The sequence below is a fragment of the Microbacterium terrisoli genome (assembly GCF_030866805.1).
GTDB classification, from domain to species: Bacteria; Actinomycetota; Actinomycetes; order Actinomycetales; family Microbacteriaceae; genus Microbacterium; species Microbacterium terrisoli.
Window position 1 is genome coordinate 549,805 of record NZ_CP133019.1, and the last position, 18,373, is coordinate 568,177.

Here is an 18,373-nt window from a genome sequence, read left to right on the forward strand (position 1 = left end):
GGCACACAGGAGAATTCAGTGCTCGACGCAACAACTTTCGATGAGCTTCGCATCGGCCTGGCCACTGCCGACGACATCCGTCGTTGGTCCTATGGCGAGGTCAAGAAGCCCGAGACCATCAACTACCGCACCCTGAAGCCCGAGAAGGACGGTCTGTTCGGTGAGCAGATCTTCGGGCCCAGCCGCGACTGGGAGTGCGCGTGCGGCAAGTACAAGCGCGTCCGCTTCAAGGGCATCGTCTGCGAGCGCTGCGGCGTGGAGGTCACCAAGTCCTCCGTCCGTCGCGAGCGGATGGGCCACATCGAGCTGGCCGCCCCGGTCACCCACATCTGGTACTTCAAGGGCGTCCCGTCGCGCCTGGGCTACCTGCTGGACATGGCGCCGAAGGACCTTGAGAAGGTCATCTACTTCGCCGCCTACATGGTCATCTCGGTCGACGAGGAGGGTCGCCACCGCGACCTGGCCACGCACGAGAACAATCTCCGCCTGGAGATGAAGACCATCGCCGACCGCCGGGACGCCCGTGTGGCCGAGCGTCTGCAGAAGCTGGAAGAGGACCTCGCGGCCCTCGAGGCCGAGGGGGCCAAGGCCGACCAGAAGAAGAAGACGAAGGACGCCGCCGAGAAGGAGATGGCATCGGTCCGCAAGAACGCGGACGAGCAGATCGCCAAGCTCGAGCGCGTGTGGGAGGACTTCCGCACGCTCGAGGTAGGCGCCCTCAAGCCCGAGGATGACGTCTTCCACGAGCTGCAGGACCGCTTCGGTCAGTACTTCGAGGCCTACATGGGCGCGGAGTCGATCCAGCGCCGCCTGCAGGCGTTCGACCTGGCCGCCGAGGCGGAGAACCTGCACCTGCAGATCGCCGAGGGCAAGGGTCAGCGCAAGATCCGCGCGATCAAGCGCCTGAAGGTCGTCAACTCGTTCCTGTCGACGGGCATGAGCCCCGCGGCCATGGTGCTGGACGTCGTTCCGGTGATCCCGCCCGAGCTGCGCCCGATGGTGCAGCTGGACGGCGGCCGGTTCGCCACCAGCGACCTGAACGACCTGTACCGTCGCGTGATCAACCGCAACAACCGTCTGCGTCGCCTGATCGACCTCGGTGCGCCCGAGATCATCGTCAACAACGAGAAGCGCATGCTGCAGGAGGCCGTCGACGCGCTGTTCGACAACGGCCGCCGTGGCCGGCCCGTGACCGGAACCGGCAACCGTGCGCTGAAGTCGCTGTCCGACATGCTCAAGGGCAAGCAGGGCCGGTTCCGTCAGAACCTGCTCGGCAAGCGCGTGGACTACTCGGGTCGTTCGGTGATCATCGTCGGTCCGACGCTGAAGCTGCACCAGTGCGGTCTGCCCAAACAGATGGCGCTCGAACTGTTCAAGCCGTTCGTGATCAAGCGCCTGATCGACCTCGGTCACTCGCAGAACATCAAGGCCGCCAAGCGCGCCGTCGAGCGCACGCGCCCCGAGGTGTGGGACGTGCTCGAGGAGATCATCCGCGAGCGCCCCGTGCTGCTGAACCGTGCGCCCACGCTGCACCGTCTGGGCATCCAGGCGTTCGAACCGCAACTCGTGGAGGGCAAGGCCATCCAGCTGCACCCGCTCGTGTGCACGGCGTTCAACGCCGACTTCGACGGTGACCAGATGGCCGTGCACCTGCCGCTGTCGGTCGAGGCGCAGGCCGAGGCCCGCATCCTCATGCTGGCCTCGAACAACATCCTGAAGCCGTCGGACGGCCGCCCGGTGACCCTGCCCTCGCAGGACATGATCATCGGTCTGCACTTCCTGACGACGCTCAAGGCGGGCGCTGCCGGAGAGGGCCGTGTGTTCGGGTCGGTCGGCGAGGCCATCCTCGCCCGCGACGAGGGCACGCTGGACCTGCAGGCCAAGGCGCGCATCCGCATCCCGGGTCTGACGTTCCTCGAGGGCGAAGCGCCCGAGGGCTACGAGCGGCACGGTCTGGTGGACGCGTCGCTGGGTCAGGCGATCTTCAACGACACGCTGCCCAAGGGCTACCCGTTCGTGCGCGAGCAGGCCGACAAGGGCAAGCTCGGTCAGATCGTGAACAAGCTGGCCGAGGAGTACCCGAAGGTCGAGGTCGCACGTGCGCTGGACTCGATCAAGGACGCCGGCTTCTACTGGGCCACGCGTTCGGGTGTCACGGTGGCGCTCAGCGACATCCTCACTCCGCCCAACAAGGGTGAGATCGTCGCGCGCTACGAGAAGCAGGCCGCCAAGGTGCAGGGCCAGTACGAAAAGGGTCTGACCACCGACGCCGAGCGTCGCCAGGAGCTGGTGCGCATCTGGACCGAAGCCACCGACGAGGTGCAGAAGGCCATGCGCGACAACTTCCCGCCCGAGAACACGATCAACCGCATGGTGTCGTCGGGTGCGCGAGGCAACTGGCTGCAGATCCGCAACATCGCCGGTATGCGCGGCCTGGTGAACAACCCGAAGGGCGAGATCATCCCGCGCCCGATCATCTCCTCGTACCGCGAGGGGCTGAGCGTGGCGGAGTACTTCATCGCCACGCACGGTGCCCGCAAGGGTCTGGCCGACACCGCTCTGCGCACGGCCGACTCGGGTTACCTGACCCGTCGTCTGGTCGATGTCTCGCAGGACGTCATCATCCGTGAAGAGGACTGCGGCACCACCAAGGGCCTGGAGTACCCCATCGCGAGCGTCGGCTCGGACGGTGTGCTCGTGCGCAACCCCAACGTCGAGAACTCGGTGTTCGCACGGACCCTGGCCACCGACGTGGTGGCCGAGAACGGCGACGTGCTGGCCGCGGCCGGCGATGACGTCGGGGACGTGCTGATCAACAAGCTGGTGGATGCCGGTGTGCAGGACATCAAGGTGCGCTCGGTGCTCACCTGTGACTCTGCCGTCGGCGTCTGCGCGAAGTGCTACGGCCGCTCGCTTGCCACCGGCAAGATCGTCGACATCGGCGAGGCCGTGGGCATCATCGCGGCCCAGTCGATCGGTGAGCCCGGCACGCAGCTGACGATGCGTACGTTCCACACCGGTGGTTCGGCTTCGGCAGACGACATCACGCAGGGTCTTCCCCGCGTGCAGGAGCTGTTCGAGGCGCGCACCCCGAAGGGCGCATCGCCGATCGCCGAGAGCGACGGGCGCATCACCATCGACGAGACGGAGAAGACCCGCAAGGTCATCCTCACGCCCGACAACGGTGACGAGCCGCACGTCTACCCGGTGCTCAAGCGCGCGACCCTGCTGGTCGAGGACGGCCAGCACGTCGCGGTGGGCCAGCCGCTGCAGGTCGGCACGCTGGACCCCAAGGAGATCATGCGCGTGCAGGGTGCGCGCGAGGTGCAGAAGTACCTCGTGGGCGGCGTGCAGGGTGTCTACCGGTCGCAGGGTGTGCCGATCCACGACAAGCACATCGAGGTCATCGTTCGCCAGATGCTGCGCAAGGTCACCGTCGTCGACCACGGCGAGACCACGCTGCTGCCTGGCGAGCTGGTGGACTCGCGCCGCTTCATCGACATCAACCGCTCGTCGGTCGCCGAGGGCAAGCGCCCCGCGTCGGGCCGTCCCGAGCTGATGGGTATCACGAAGGCGTCGCTTGCGACCGAGTCGTGGCTGTCGGCCGCGTCGTTCCAGGAGACGACGCGTGTGCTGACGCAGGCTGCGATGGAGGGCAAGAGCGACCCGCTCGTGGGCCTGAAGGAGAACGTGATCATCGGAAAGCTGATCCCCGCCGGCACGGGTCTGACCCGGTACCGGAACGTCACGGTGGAAGCGACCGAAGAGGCCAAGAGCGAGCGGTACCCCAACCGCATCTTCGCCTCGGACGGCGCGTACAGCGACGCCGACCTGAGCTACGTCGACTTCGACAGCTTCTCGACGGACGACTTCACGCCCGGCCAGTACAACTGACAGACCTGACCGGATGCCTCGACCCGAGGCATCCGGTCGGTCCCAGGCCCTCGGCTTCGTGCCGGGGGCCTTCGTCGTCTGCGACCCCCGGGGTTGCTCCGCTGCTTTCGCGCCGCGCGACGTACCGTGTATCGAAGGGGGTGAACGGGGATGATCGGGGGACGCTCGGGCTGGATCGCCTGGCCGGTGGGTGTGCTGTGCGTCGGCGTGGTGGCAGGGCTCGTGTGGCTCGCCCAGCCCGGCGTGCCCGGGGCCGTGCAGCTGGCCGGGGATCTGCTGCGCGAGGGGTCGCAGTCGCGCGAGGCGGCGGCATCCACCCCTCGTCCGATCGAGAGCATCGGCACGGCGCTGACCGATGACTGCCGGTCGCTGTACCCCGACGGGCTGTGGTCTCAGCTGACCTGGCAGCCGCACATCGTCCTGACCCAGACACAGGACGCGCCGGACACCTCGGCGGTCAGCGTGCGCGATGCGCTGCAGGCCGACGTGCTCATGACCTGTCGGTGGCGCGAGCCCGGTGGAGGCACGGTGTCCTCGACGCTGGCGCGGGTGGATGCCGAGGCCACGCTGCTGGCTCAGCCGGGCTTCGGGAGCCAGGGCTTCGACTGCGCCGCGTCCGGCGACGGAGTGCGGTGCACCAAGACCGCAGGCGAGACCACCGAGATCGACATCGTGCGCGGGGGGATGTGGCTGTCGACGATCGAGCGGTCATGGCATCCCGAGCGTTACTCCGCCCAGCTCGTGCAGCGCCTGTGGCCCTGACCGCCCCGGCCGTGCCGGCGGTCGCCGCCCGGCTCAGGGCACGGGCCAGGTGTGCACCGGAGCGTTGGAGTGCATGCCTTCCGTGTACAGCCGCAGCATCTCGCCCAACGCCGCTGCGCGGTTCAGGCCACGGTCCTCGAACGACTGAACGGCGGCGACCTGCCACGACGCACCGTTGACCCGGTGCTTCGCGCGTTCCTCGATGATCGTGAGGTACCGGTCGCGCACCGCCCGCGACACGTTCCACTTCGACAGGCCTTCGTCGGCCAGCGGCAGCAGGCGCCGCAGCAGCAGCTCATCCCACGGGACCGCCCCGATCCCGGGCCAGTAGAACACGGCGTCCACTCCACGGCGCGCGCCCTCGGTGAAGTTCGAGTGCGCGGCATCGAAGCTCATCTTGGTCCAGATCGGACGGTCCTCGGCGGCCAGCATCCGCACCACGCCGTAGTAGAAGGCCGCGTTGGCCAAGACATCCACCACCGTCGGCCCCGCCGGCAGCACGCGGTTCTCGACCCGCAGGTGAGGCCGTCCGTCCACGACGTCGTAGACGGGCCGGTTCCAGCGGTACACGGTGCCGTTGTGCAGCCGCAGCTCGCGCAGCAGCGGCGCACGACCGGCCGCCAGCTCCGCCTCGGGGTCCTCATCGCTGGTCTCGGGCAGCAGCGCGGGAAAGTAGCGCACGTTCTCTTCGAACAGGTCGAAGATGCTCGTCACCCACCGCTCGCCGAAGAACACCGGCGGGCGCACCCCCTGATTGCGCAGCTCGGGCGAGCGGGTGTCGGTGGCCTGCAGGAACAGCTCGGTGCGGGTCTCGGCCCACAGCCGCTTGCCGAACAGGAAGGGCGAGTTCGCGCCCAGCGCGAGCTGCGGGCCGGCGATGACCTGTGCGGCGTTCCAGTGCGCGGCGAACTCGGCCGGGGTGACCTGCAGGTGCAGCTGCACCGACGTGCACGCGGACTCCGGTGCGATCGTCGGTGAGTACATCCGCAGCGACTCGGTGCCCACGATGTCCAGTTCGAGGTCCTCGCGGCGGGCGGCGAAGACGGCGTCGTCGAGGGCCGCATAGCGCGGATTCGCGCTCATCCATTCGCCTTCGAGGTGCTCGGGCCGAAGGGTGGGCAGGATGCCGATCATGACGATTCCGGCGTCGGCCTCGCGGGCGCGCTTCTCGGCCTGGTTCATCGAAGCGCGCAGCACGTCTTCGAGGTCCAGCGCCGAGTCGCCGGGCAGGGGACGCGGCGGCACGTTCAATTCGATGTTGTAGCGGCCCAGTTCGGTCTGAAACGCCGGATCGGCGATCGCGTCGAGCACCGCGGCGTTCGCCATCGCCGGCTGCCCGTCGCGGCGCACCAGATTCAGCTCGATCTCCAGGCCCGTCAGCGGCCGTTCGTACTCGAACGCGTCCTCGCGCAGCATCAGCTCGAACACGTCCAGGCAGCGTTGCACCTTCGCGCGGTAGAGCTTGCGCTGCTCGCGCGTGAAGACCGGGGAGGAGATGTCATCACCCACGGCGACTCCCTTGCTTCGGTACTGGCATCACCGGTGTGCGGGTCGCACGGCCCACGGCGGTGTGGCGCGTCGGTGGCACCGAGTCAAGCACACGATCCCGTCGGGCGACAGAGTGCGGCAGCACCCGTCTACGCTGGACGCGGGCGCGCCCGCCGGCAGCGTCTTCGGCGTAGGCCTCGGAGCGGCCTTCTCGGCAAAGGAGCGCATCACCATTTCCGCAGCGAACAGACCGTCTGATCGGGATGCCGCAGCCCTCGCGGACGCGCCGGCGAGCGTGGTCGATCCCGGCGCAGGCCGGGGACCCGTCTGGCTCGACGGTGTGCTCGACCAGCGCCTGCCGGAGATCGTGGCGCTGCGTCGCCGCATCCACTCCCACCCGGAGCTGTCGCGGCACGAGGTCGCCACGACCGCCCTGATCCACGACGTGCTCACCGCTGCGGGCGTCGCGTCACAGGTGCTGCCCGGGGGGACCGGAGTGGTCGCCGACATCGTGGGGGATTCGGCCGGCCCGACCATCGGGCTGCGGGCCGACATCGACGCGCTGCCGGTCACCGAGGCCAGCGGCCTGCCGTTCGCCTCGACCGTCGAGGCCGTCGCGCACGCGTGCGGGCATGACGTGCACACCGCGGTGCTGCTGGGCGCGGCCCTCGCGCTGCGGGCGGCGCCGCACCTTGCCGGCACGGTGCGATTGCTGTTCCAGCCCGCCGAAGAGGTCATGCCCGGCGGTGCGCACGACCTCGTCGCCAGCGGCGCGATGCGCGGGGTGGACCGTGTGTTCGCGCTGCACTGCGATCCGCGGGTGCCGGTGGGCGAGGTCGGCCTGCGAGCGGGCCCGATCACCTCGGCGTGCGACATGATCGAGCTCGAGGTGCAGGGACCCGGCGGTCACACGTCGCGCCCGCACCTGACGGTGGATGTCGTCGGCGCGCTGTCGTCGGTGGCAGCGCGTCTGCCGATGCTCGTGGCCCGGCGGCTCGACCCGCGGTCGGGCACGCTGCTGGTGTGGGGCGCTGTGCAGGCCGGTGAGGCGGCCAACGTGATCCCGCAGCGCGGAGTGCTGCGGGGGACGCTGCGGGTGATGGAGCGTGCGGCATGGGACCTGGCCGAGCCGATCGTCACCGAGCTGGTCGGTCAGCTGCTGGCCCCCAGCGGTGCGCAGTATCGGCTGACCTACGTGCGCGGAGTGCCGCCCGTGGTCAACGATGCGGCCGCTGTCGAGCTGCTGCGGCGGGGGATCGACGCGGCGATCGGGGCGGATGCCGCGGTCGGCACCGAGCAGTCCACCGGGGGAGAGGATTTCGCGGTGCTTCTGGACCTCGCGCCCGGTGCGCTCGCGCGACTGGGTGTGTGGGACGGGCTCGAGCCGCGCGTGGACCTGCATTCTGCGCAGTTCCGCGCGGATGAGCGCGCGATCCCGGTCGGGGTGCGCACTTTCGTGCACACTGCGCTGGCAGCCCTCGCCGCCGTCTGAGGCCGCGCGCCGTGTGCGGTCGCGCGCCGTATGCGGCCGCGACCGGATCAGCCGAACAGGTGCGTCACGATGCTGGCGGTGTAGCCGTCGGGGGCGAGGTTCGAATAGTGCGTATCGATGATGATGTCATCGCGCCAGAACCAGGTGCGCCCGTCGGTGACCGGGTACGTCTTGTTCTGCCACGTGCGCTCGCAGCGGGTGCCGTCCTGGGATGCATAGCAGCCGTAGCCGTTCGTGCGCAGCCCGTCCAGGATCGTCTGGGCGGCGGTCGCGTCCGTGCGCACCACCTGGGTCCACAGGCTGGTCGTGTCGGAGCGGGGATCGGCCCAGACGCACGTGAGCGACCCGTCGGGCTGCACACCGACGCCGCTGCCGAACGCGGGGTCGTTCAATGGCACATCCGCCAGCTGCAGCAGCACGTCGGGTGAGAGCATCGCGCGGCAGTCGGTGGGCAGCGCGACAGGCTGGACCGTCGGCGTGGGCTCCGCCGTAGTCGTGGACGGTGATGCGGTGCGTGCCTGCGTGTGCTGCGGGACCGGGTCGGGGGCGCATGCCGTCAGCGGCATGATCCCGAGAAGAAGGGATGCCGCGGCCGCACCGACGATCGCCAACCTGCGCATGCAGACACTCTATGTGCGGCGGTTCACGGGTGATGGCCGCCCGGTCGGCGATCCGGCGGCGATCGGGCGGCGATCCGGTGACGATCCGGTGACGATCCGGCGGCGATCCGGTGACGATCCGACGGCGTGCGGCAAACGCGGCATGGCGGCGCCCGCGGCACAGGGCGCGGAGGTAGCCTCGCTCGTGGGGGAACCGTCCCCGCGTGACGTGAGGAGTGCTGCAATGAGTGATCCCCAGGGTCCAGTCGGCGAACCCGTCGAAGAGCCCGCGCCCGCCGGCGACGTGGTGAGCCAGGCGCACGAGGGCCTTGCAGAAGCCGAAGCCGCCCGCAGCGGTGCGGCCGATGACGCGGCGGCCGACGGCACGTCCGCGGATGGCACGTCTGCCGATGGCACGTCTGCCGATGGCGCGTCTGCCGATGGCACGTCTGCCGATGCCGTTGAAGCCGGCCCGGCCACCGAAACGGTGTACGCCGCCTCGGGCAGCGGGGCGGTCGAACCCGTTCCCGCGACCGAGGCCACGACACCGGTCGCCGCAGAGACAGCCGCTGCAGGCGCAGAGACAGCCGCTGCAGACACCGACGAAGAGCCGACATTCGCGACCCCGGGGCTCAACGACGCCTATGCGGCGGACGCGGCCGCCGCAGATTCGACGCCGACCGTTGCAGCCGAGCCCGTGCCCGACCGCCACAGTGAAGCCGCCGCCGTGGCGGCGGCCTCAGGGGCATCGGCATCCACCGCCTTCGCCGCGCCGGGACAGGGGCAGGGGCAGCCGATCTTCGTCCAAGCACCCGAAGAGCCACGACCTCGCGGCAACCGCGCTGCGGCCGGGGGCATCGGACTGATCGCCGCCGTGTGCTTCGCCGCGCTGTACCTGGCATCCGATCTGGTGATCCACCTGGTCGACGGCGCGGTCACCGGCGCCGACGCCGGCACGTGGCTCGTCAACCAGCTCGGCAGCTGGGGTCTGTGGGTTCCCACGGTCGTGTTCTTCCTCGCCTTCTGGCTGCTGGGTGCCATCATCAACCGCGGCCGCTGGGGCGTCTGGGTGATCCTCGGCCTGCTCGTCGGGCTCGCCGCCTACGGCGGGCACATCGTGGGCCAGCTGTTCGAGGCACCGTTCTGGAATCTCACCGTGGACGAGGGTGCCAAGGTCGCCGCCGATCAGCTGTTCGCGCCGCTGGCGATCGCCGCATTGGTGATCGGACGCGAGCTGACCATCTGGTTCAGCGCGTGGGTGTCCGCCCGCGGCAAGCGGATGACCGAGCTGAACATCGAGGCCCAGCGTGAGTACGAGCGGACGATCGAGGCGGGTCCGCAGCTGGCGCGCTGATCGATGACGGGCGCAGCGGGCAGACCGGGCGGTGACGCCGGCGGTGGCCGGGTGCGCCCGGTCGTGGCGCTCGTTTTCGCGACGATCCTGTTCGTCGCGCTCGTCATCGGCGGCATCGGCATCCTGAGCCTGTACCGCAACGAGGACCCGATCGCCGCGCCGGAGTTCGGCATCCTTCCCGGTGTCATCGGGGTGCTGATCGCGGCTGCGGTGTTCGCCGGCGTGCTGTGGACATCGGTGCGCCGCGAACACCCGTCGTTCTGGGGTGCGGTCTGGACGGCGGCGGCCAGTTTTCTCGCCTACGTCGTGGGGATCGCCGTGGTCGGCGCGGTCAGCACCGGCGACCCGGTGCTGGCGCTGGGAGTCTCGGGCCGACTCGTCACGCAGGGCTTCGCGGTGATCGTCGCGGCGTCGGCGCTGGTGTCGGGATGGGGCGGGATCGCGCTCGTGCGCACGCGCGGGGGTCGTCCACGCTGGCCGTGGGAAGACAGGGACGGCATCTGACCGGCGATTCTGCGGGCATTCGAAGCCTCGCGCGCGCTCGTGCACAGTACGGTGGTGTGCGTGGAGCGGTCGCTGGAAACCCAGGTCAGCCAGGCAGTCGACGCCTGGCTGCGGTGGCTCCCACGGTGGGAGCCGGCAACGCACCGGGGGCGTGTCGCCGTCTGCCGGCGCTGTCTCGGCTCGCCCGTGCTCTCGGCGGCGGGATTGGGAGCGGACGTTCCGCACGCCGTGCAGCACGGACTGTCCACCCGGATCAAGACGATCGTGGACCATGCGGTCGCCGATTACACGGCGCGCAACCTCCCCATGCTGCAAGACGAGCTCGATCAGCAGGCCGAGCGCAACCGTGCGCGCAGCTATCGCCCCGGCGAGGGGCTCGAGCCCGAGTACGAGGGCCTGCCACTGGATCCCGACCCGCTGCCGGGCGCCCCGTTCCTGTTCACCCTGTCGGGCATGGCCGATGCCGCCGACGCCGAAGTGCCGGCGCTGCCGCCCCTGAGCGATGAGGCCAAAGCCGCCCTGCGTCAGGAGGTGGGACTGGCCGACGAGTACGCGAACATGGTGGGCCGCGAGGTGTGCGCGGTGCTGCTGCACCATCGCCTGCGCATCCAGACCGCGGTCGCCGAGCATGTCGAGCCGCAGATCGCGGCGCTGCTGGAGGACCTGACCCGCTCGCTGGACTCACCTTTCGACTCGTCCGAGTGATGGCGGATGCCGCAGCCGCGGCATCCTCGCTGCGCGTCGAAATCATATGACTTCGACGACCACACATCTATTTGACGCAAAACTCATGTGCCGGTGTCAAGATCACATGATTTCGACAGGTGGCCGGGAATTTCAGAGCGGTTTGCTAGCATGGCGGAGCCAGGCCGACGGACGCGCGCACCGCGGTGACGGTGTGGTGACGGCGTGCGCATGCGGACCAGGGGGTGACGATGCCCAAACGCCTGCCCGCCGACCCTCCCGTGCTGGCGGGACTGACGTATGTCCGCCCGCTCGGATCCGGCGGGTTCGCCGATGTCTTCCTCTATGCGCAGGACATGCCCCGCCGCCAGGTCGCCGTGAAGGTCCTGCCTACCGGCGTGCACGACGCCGAGGTGCTGCGCATGTTCAACGCCGAGGCCGACGTGCTCGCGCACCTGTCGGCCCACCCGTCGATCGTCACGGTGTACCAGGCCGGGCTGTCGGCCGACGGGCGCCCCTACATCGTCATGGAGTACTGCCCCGGCTCGCTCGCCCAGCGCTACCGGCGCGAGCGCATCCCGGTGGACGAGGCCCTCACGATCGGCGTGAAGATGGCCAGCGCGCTCGAGTCCGCGCACCGGGCAGGGCTGGTGCATCGCGACATCAAGCCCAGCAACATCCTCATCACGACGTTCGGCTCGCCGGTGCTGGCCGATTTCGGCATCTCGTCGTCGCTGGCTCCCCACTCCGGCGAAGAAGTGCTCGCGATGAGCGTGCCGTGGAGCGCCCCGGAGGTGATCAGCGAGCAGAGCTCGGGCACGATCGCCAGCGAGGTGTGGAGCCTGGGTGCGACGGTGTATTCGCTGCTGGCCGGGCACAGTCCGTTCGAACGGCATGAGCCGGGGCAGAACACGCGCGAGCAGCTGCGGCGCCGCATCCAGCGCGCGGCGTATCCGCGGATGAGTCGCGTGGATGTGCCCTCCGGCGTCGAACAGGTGCTGTCCACCGCGATGGCGCGCAACCCCGCCGACCGCTATCCGAACGCACTCGCGTTCGCGCAGGCGCTGCGCGACGCCCAGCATGCGATGGGGTTCTCTCCGACACCGCTGGAAGTGGCCGTCGAGGAATGGGTGCCCGGCGACCAGTCGGTGGATTTCTCGGATGCCTCGTCCCGCGGCGCCCAGGTCACCTCGGTCGCCCATCAATCACGACGGCGCGAGAGCGAGCACGCGTCGTTGACTTCGCGCGCGCGTGAAGAAGACACCGGCATCACACAGGCCTCCGCTGCGCCCGCACGCCGGATCTGGCCGTGGGTCGTGGTGGCCGCCGTCGCCGTGGTCGCCGCGGCCCTGGTGGTCGCCGCCGTCCTGTCCGGAGGCTGGGTCTGACGTGGAACGCCGGTCTCTGATCGTCACGATCCTCGCTGTCACGGCGGTCGTGGCATCCATCGTCGCGGTCAGCATCGTGTGGCCGGGACTGGATGCGCGTCAGACACCGCCCGAGCAGACCTCCGCGTGGGCGCTGCAGACCGGCGAGGGACGTCGCTACGCGCGCGTGAACACGGCCGTCGGCGAGCTGGACACCGTGCGCAGCGTGGCCAACCCGTCCGCCGTGGCCGAGACCGCCGACGGCGCCTATCTGTTCGCCGAGAGCTACGGCAAGCTCACCCGCATCGACGAGGCCATGCCCGCGGACCTCGACGACACGGCCCTGCGCGAGGCGCCCTCCACGCCGCCGGGCACCGTCGAGGTGAGTGTGAACGGCGACCATGTCGCATATCGCACCGATGCGGGCACGGTGTTCGCCGGTGCGTTGGGCTCGCAGCCGGTGCAGATCAACCCCGACGGCGCCAAGCCCGACGCGCCGCAGTTCACGGCGCTGGCGATCACGGTCGATGACGCCGGAGTCGTCTACGCGTATTCGAAGGATGCCGGAACCGTCGTGCGCTACCGCATCTCGGACGGCTCGGTGCTCAGCCGGGACCGGGTGTCCGACCCGCCCGTCGACGGCACGATCGGCATCACGGCGGTGGGCAGCAGGTGGTTCCTCGTCGACTCCGAGAGCGGCCGCATCTGGACCAAGGGCGCTCCGGTGCGCACCGTGCCGCTGGTCGGAGACGTCGCCTACGGTCTGGCGCGCTCGAGCGGAGCCGCGGCATGGGTGGCCGACGACAGCGGTCTGGTGCGCCTGCCGGCCGACGGCTCGGCACCGGCGCGCACCGTCGGCGGATCGGCGCGAGACCTCGGAACCCCGGCGAGCCCGGTCGTGGACGGCGGCGTCGTGTACGCCGCGTGGCTCGGCACCCGCAGCGGCACGCTGTGGCGCAGCGACAGCGCCGAGCAGACGCTCGACTACGGGGCGGGCACGAAGGGCCGGGACACCTCGACGCTCAGCGACGAGCGCCGGCCGGTGTTCACCGGCAGCGGGTCGAGCCTGATCCTGAACGAGACCCGCAGCGGCTGGGTGTGGAATGCGCACACCGGTGCGCTGCTGCCCTCGAGCCAGGACTGGTCGCTGGATGAGAACGCCTCGCCGCAGACCGCGCAGAGCGACGAGCAGGCCCAGGTCGTGATCGACCCCAAGCCGCCGGTGGCCGAGAACGACGCGTTCGGCGTGCGCGCCGGGAGCCTGGTGAGCCTGCCCGTGCTGCTGAACGACCACGATCCCAACGAGGACGTGCTGAGCATCGACCCGTCCAGCCTCTCCGGTCTGGACGACGCGTTCGGCAGCCTGTCGGTCACCGACAACGGACAGCGCCTGGCCGTGCACGTGACCGCCGACGCGCACGGCACCGCGACGTTCCGCTACCGCGTCACCGACGGCACCGCGGCCGACGGCCTGTACTCCAAAGCGGCGACGGTCACCCTCACCGTGAACCCGACCGCCGACAACAGCGCTCCGAAATGGTGCGGAGTGTCCGGCTGCCTCGCTCGCTGGCCGTCACCCCAGGTCGCCCCCGGCGGCACCCTGACGATTCCGGTGCTCGACGGCTGGGTCGACCCGGACGGCGACCCGCTCATGCTGCTGTCGGCTGTGGACACCACCGGCGTCGGGTCCGTGGCATCCACCCCCAACGGCGACGTCGTCTACCAGCACTCCGACGCGTCGGTGTCCGAGCCGCAGATCGTGCAGCTGCAGGTGACGGTGGGCGACGTCCGCGGCGCGACGGCGACCAAGGCGCTGACCGTGCGCATCACCCCGTCGCCGAAGCTGACCGCCGAATCGTTCACCGAGATCGCCGCCCTCGGGTCGGGCCTGACGGTGGATGTCGCGCCCCACGTCTCGGGCACCCAGGGCCACCTGTCGCTGAGGACCGTGCGTGTGCTCGACGAGGCCGGCGCCGACGCGGTGGCCACCTCGGGTGGCACGGCCTTCGATTTCATCGCGCAGGCACCCGGCGTGTACCGCGTGGCGTACACGGTCACCGACGGCAAGAGCGATGCCTCGGCGACCGCGCGCATCACGATCCTTCCGAAGGATGCCCCGGCGCAGCTGGCGACCTCGCCGGTGGTCGCGTTCGTGCATCCGCAGCGGGATGTGACCCTGGACGTGTTCACGGCCGTCAGCAACCCCACCCGGCGTGTGCTGCTGCTCAGCGACGTGCAGCCCCAGGCGGCCTCGGGTGCCACGTTGTCGGTGGACGTCGTCGGGCAGAACTACCTGCGCGTCTCGGGCAGCACCGCCGACGGACAGCCCGGACGCCTGGGCACCGTGCGCTACGTCGTCTCGGACGGCACGAACGACGCCGGAGCCCGCATCACCGGCGAAGCCACGGTGTATCTGCTGCCGGCCAGCGCCGACCTCGCCCCCATCGCGGTCGACGACGCCGTCGTCGCGCGGGTGGGCGCGCAGCTGGACATCCCGGTGCTCGACAACGACGTGGCCACGTCGGGCGGGGCCATCACGCTGGACCCGGCCACCGTCCGCTCGTCGAGCAAGAACGCTCTCGCGTTCGCGTCGGGCAGGATGCTGCGCTACCTCGCGCCGGGCAAGCCCGGCGACTACCGGGTCGAGTACTCGGTCTACACCGCGGGCGCGCCGTCGCTCGTGGACACCGCCGTGGTGCGCATCAAGGTGATCTCGGACGAGGCGAACCGCCCGCCGCGCCCGCGGACGCTGGCCGGGCGCGTGCTGACCGGGCAGACCACGACGATCCCGTTCCACTCGTTCGGCGTCGACCCCGACGGCGACGACGTCTCGCTGGACCGGGTGCTCACCCAGCCCTCGAGCGGCTCGGCGACCATCTCGGCCGACGGCGAGTCGATCACCTACACGAGTGTTCCCGGCTTCCACGGGCAGGTCTCGTTCCGCTACCGCGTCGTCGACGCGTTCGGCGCCGTGGGCACCGGCACCGCGCGGGTCGGCGTGCTCGACGAGCAGGCCAATCCGAGCCCGGTCACCTTCACCGACTACGTGCAGCTGCAGGCGGGTGTCGACAACGCGGCGCAGGTGCGCCCCCTGGCAAACGACGTCGACCCGACCGGGGGCACGCTGTCGCTTGCGGACGTGCGCCCCGACGCCGTCGACAAGCTCGCCGACGGCACGGCCAATCCCGAATACGCGCGGCTGAAGGGTCTCATCTCGGACGTGAAGGACGGCGAGGTAAAGATCCGCGCCGGCGCCGACCCGGGCACGATGTCATTCCTGTACGACGTGGCCAGCAGCACCGGCAACACGGCGCGCGGCCTCATCGTGGTCAAGGTCGTCCGCGAGGCGGTGCCCGACTATCCGGTGATCACCGACACAGTGCTCACCGCGCAGACGCGTGAGCACTTCCCCGACGGGATCGACGTCGTCTCCGGTCACGTCACCTGGAGCGGCGGCGACATCTCCGACCTGAAGCTGAGCCTGTGGGGGGACCACCCCGGCATCAGCGCGGACGGTGCACGCGTGCGCGGGCCGCTGCCGGCGCACACGCGCATCATTCCGTTCGCCCTGACCGGCACCTCCACGGCCGGCGGGAAGGTCACCTCGTACGGGTTCGTCCGGGTCCCGGGCCACGACGACCTGACACTGGCCTTGAAGCCCGACCTTCCGCCCCAGCAGGTGGAGGAGAAGAAGTCGGTCACCTTCGACATGACGAACCTGGTCTCGCTGCCCAGCAACGCGGTGCTCGAGGTCGGCGACCAGGTCAGCGCCACGAACGCTCGCAAGCAGGCCGCCTGCACGCGGGGGACGGGCACCAAGATCACCTACACGGCAGGCGAAGGCGCACCCTGGACCGATGCGTGCGTCGTGACGGTGCGCCTGGCCGGTCAGCACGAATGGACGACTCTGTCGGTGCCGATCGCGGTCACCGCGCTCGCGCCGGTCCCGGTGCTCGCGCCGGCCTCGATCACAGTCAGCCCGGGCGATACGACCACGTACGACCTGAAGACGCTGACCACGTGGCAGGGCCGACCGGACTGGAGCAAGATCGCGTACTCCGAGCAGTACGCGGGCCGCGATTTCACGGTGCACCGCAGCGGGGCCGAGGTCACCGTGACGGCGCAGGATGCCGCGGTCCCCGGATCCGAGGAGGTCGCCGTGATCGGAGTCACCTCTCATCCCGGTGTCGCCCCGGCCCGCCTCATCCTGCGGGTCGGTCCGGCCCCCAGCGCACTGCCGAAGGCCGGTACCGTCGCCCAGACCTGCTCGCAGGCCGACGGGTCCTCGTGCACGATCGAGGTGATCGGCGCGGCCGGTGAGTCCAACCCGCTGCCGAAGACCCCGATGACCCTCGCGGGCGTGCAGCGGACCCCGGCGTGCACGGGCGTGACGTTCGCGGTGGCCGACAGGGCGCGTGTGCGCGCGTCGTGGGACAAGGATGCCCCCGGCCAGACCTGCACCGCGTCGTTCTCGGTGCGCGACGCCCAGGGGCGGGTCACCGCCGGCGACCGCGACGGTCGCGTGATGGTCGATCTGCAGGGCTACCCCAAGGCCCCCGTCGCACTCGTCCAGTCCGACTACGGCGACGGATCGGTCACGCTGCGGGTCGACCCGGGTGATGCCCGCCTGGCCTACCCGGCGCTGAAGGGCTTCCGCATCCGCTACAACGGCTCGGTGGTGGCCACCTGCGACGCGAACGGATCCTGCCCCACGATGAAGGCCCCCAACGGCGAGGCGCGCACCTACGAGGCGAAGGCGTTCAACGCCGTCGGCGAGTCGTCGGGATCGGCCTCGACGACTGCCTGGGCCTACGACGGACCGCCGACCCCGGAGTCGGTCACGGCAAGCCCGATCGTCACCAGCGGCGACGGCGGCTACGTCTCGATCCGCGTGGAGGGCATCGACATCTCCAAGACCGCGCAGCTGCGCGTGACCAGCGACACCGGCGACACGATCGACGTGCGGGTCCGGCGCAGTTCGGTCACGATTCCCAGCTACCGCATCGGCAGCAACGATCCGACGCCGCTCACGGTCACTCCGATGTCGCGGTTCACGCTGCCGCCGGGCTTCGACGGGTCCACGAGCGGCCAGGGCAAGACCATCCTGGCCAACGGCATCGGAGCCCCGAAGAACCTCGATCTGACGCTGACGTCGAAGGCCAACGACGACAGCACGGCGACCATCACCGCGAACGGGTCGGCCGGCCCCAACGGCGCGGGATCCACGCTGCGTTACGGCATCGTCCAGGACGGTGCGCGCTGCGCGGCGGCCAGCAGTGACGCCTCGGCGACGTTCGACGTCAACATCGGTCAGACCTACACCTACCGGCTGTGCGCCGAATCGTGGGTCGACGGCCAGTCGTACGGGCGCTCCGAGACGACCGCGCAGGTCACGGCCCGCCCCAACGACCGCGGCCCGCAGGGCTACACGTTCGTCGTCAACCGCACGCCTGATCTCAACGGTCAGCGTGCCGAATGGCGCATCGACAGGCAGCCGACCAGCGATGTCAGGCCCCCGCGGTGGGCGACGGTCGACTTCAGCGGCTATCCGTCGGACGTGTTCGACCGGGATCCCGGCATCGAGGTCTGGTACGACTACGGCCTGATCAACGGCGCGCACAGCACCGTGACGCCGGCGGCAGGGAGTGCGCCGTACCAGATGCAGGCGCAGTGGCAGCTCAGCGTCTGCCGCGGCGGTGAGAAGCTCGCCGCCTCGGGGTCATCGACAGGAAACCTGGCCGACATCACGTTCGACTACTCTGGCGCGAAGTACCAGGACCAGAAGGGCCGCACGATCTCTACCGCCGACCCCACGACCGTGCCGGATTTCGCGGTGTCGGTCACCGGGATCACGGTGAAGGTCTCGTTCGGCGGCAGGTACGGCCTCAACGATGCCACCGCGACATTCGGCGGATCATGCGATCCGCTGCCGCCCCTGCCTGCGCCCACCGACGTGCAGGTGAACAAGACGACGGGCACCACGCTCACCGTGAGCTGGACGGGCGTCGCGCGTGCGAAGAAGTACGTCGTCCAGCGCGCGAGCGCCAATGGCGACTTCTCCGACGTGGGCACCGTCACCGGCACCTCCTTCACCGACGAGTCGCTGGACCTCTCGGTCGCCTGGTCATATCGCGTCCGGGCGACCAACGGCGCAGGCGACTCGGATTATTCGAGCGTGGTGACCTACCAGCCGCCGTCATCGACCGGTTGACCGTCGCGGCATCCGCCC

General features: G+C 70.0%; 10 protein-coding genes. 8 read left to right on the top strand and 2 right to left on the bottom strand.

Features of this window, described 5'->3' with window-relative positions; genetic code table 11:
- Positions 1 to 18: 18 nt before the first annotated feature.
- Positions 19 to 3,894, top strand: a complete 3,876-nt coding sequence (locus QU603_RS02365; RefSeq protein WP_308492899.1) for a DNA-directed RNA polymerase subunit beta' — start codon at positions 19 to 21, stop codon at positions 3,892 to 3,894.
- Positions 3,895 to 4,044: 150 nt separating this feature from the next.
- Complete coding sequence (locus QU603_RS02370) at positions 4,045 to 4,656, top strand: hypothetical protein (protein ID WP_308492900.1); 612 nt, start codon at positions 4,045 to 4,047, stop codon at positions 4,654 to 4,656.
- Between the two features lie 33 nt (positions 4,657 to 4,689).
- Here QU603_RS02370 and QU603_RS02375 read toward each other — a convergent pair whose 3' ends face one another.
- Complete coding sequence (locus QU603_RS02375; RefSeq protein WP_308492901.1) at positions 4,690 to 6,165, bottom strand: glutamate-cysteine ligase family protein; 1,476 nt, start codon at positions 6,163 to 6,165, stop codon at positions 4,690 to 4,692.
- Between the two features lie 112 nt (positions 6,166 to 6,277).
- Here QU603_RS02375 and QU603_RS02380 point away from each other — a divergent pair, with 112 nt between their 5' ends.
- Positions 6,278 to 7,636 (top strand): amidohydrolase, encoded by a 1,359-nt coding sequence (locus tag QU603_RS02380; RefSeq protein WP_308492902.1) that lies wholly within the window; start codon positions 6,278 to 6,280, stop codon positions 7,634 to 7,636.
- A 47-nt stretch (positions 7,637 to 7,683) separates the two neighbouring features.
- On the opposite strand, the gene QU603_RS02385 is transcribed toward QU603_RS02380, so the two are convergent.
- Positions 7,684 to 8,256 (bottom strand): hypothetical protein, encoded by a 573-nt coding sequence (locus tag QU603_RS02385; protein WP_308492903.1) that lies wholly within the window; start codon positions 8,254 to 8,256, stop codon positions 7,684 to 7,686.
- Positions 8,257 to 8,479: 223 nt separating this feature from the next.
- Between QU603_RS02385 and QU603_RS02390 the strand changes: the two genes are divergently transcribed.
- The 5 genes from QU603_RS02390 (at position 8,480) to QU603_RS02410 (ending at position 18,355) form a co-directional block, all read left to right on the top strand.
- On the top strand, positions 8,480 to 9,589 hold the full coding sequence (locus QU603_RS02390) for an ABC transporter (protein ID WP_308492904.1): 1,110 nt from the start codon (positions 8,480 to 8,482) through the stop codon (positions 9,587 to 9,589).
- Between the two features lie 3 nt (positions 9,590 to 9,592).
- The gene (locus QU603_RS02395) at positions 9,593 to 10,093 is read left to right on the top strand and encodes a DUF6121 family protein (RefSeq protein WP_308492905.1); all 501 of its coding nucleotides are present in this window, start codon (positions 9,593 to 9,595) and stop codon (positions 10,091 to 10,093) included.
- A gap of 60 nt (positions 10,094 to 10,153) precedes the next feature.
- Positions 10,154 to 10,798, top strand: coding sequence for a spermidine/putrescine ABC transporter substrate-binding protein (locus QU603_RS02400; protein WP_308492906.1), 645 nt, complete (start codon positions 10,154 to 10,156; stop codon positions 10,796 to 10,798).
- A 230-nt stretch (positions 10,799 to 11,028) separates the two neighbouring features.
- Positions 11,029 to 12,165 carry a serine/threonine-protein kinase gene (locus tag QU603_RS02405; protein WP_308492907.1) on the top strand — a complete coding sequence of 379 codons (1,137 nt, stop codon included), beginning with the start codon at positions 11,029 to 11,031 and terminating at the stop codon, positions 12,163 to 12,165.
- 1 nt (position 12,166) lies between these two features.
- Entirely contained in the window at positions 12,167 to 18,355 is a 6,189-nt protein-coding gene (locus tag QU603_RS02410; protein ID WP_308492908.1) for an Ig-like domain-containing protein, read from the top strand.
- Positions 18,356 to 18,373 lie beyond the last annotated feature (18 nt).

Coding starts and splice junctions, on each gene's coding strand:
- QU603_RS02385 (WP_308492903.1), bottom strand. CDS start 8,256: ATGCGCAGGTTGGCGATCGTCGGTGCGGCCGCGGCATCCCTTCTTCTC.
- QU603_RS02395 (WP_308492905.1), top strand. CDS start 9,593: ATGACGGGCGCAGCGGGCAGACCGGGCGGTGACGCCGGCGGTGGCCGG.
- QU603_RS02390 (WP_308492904.1), top strand. CDS start 8,480: ATGAGTGATCCCCAGGGTCCAGTCGGCGAACCCGTCGAAGAGCCCGCG.
- QU603_RS02405 (WP_308492907.1), top strand. CDS start 11,029: ATGCCCAAACGCCTGCCCGCCGACCCTCCCGTGCTGGCGGGACTGACG.
- QU603_RS02370 (WP_308492900.1), top strand. CDS start 4,045: ATGATCGGGGGACGCTCGGGCTGGATCGCCTGGCCGGTGGGTGTGCTG.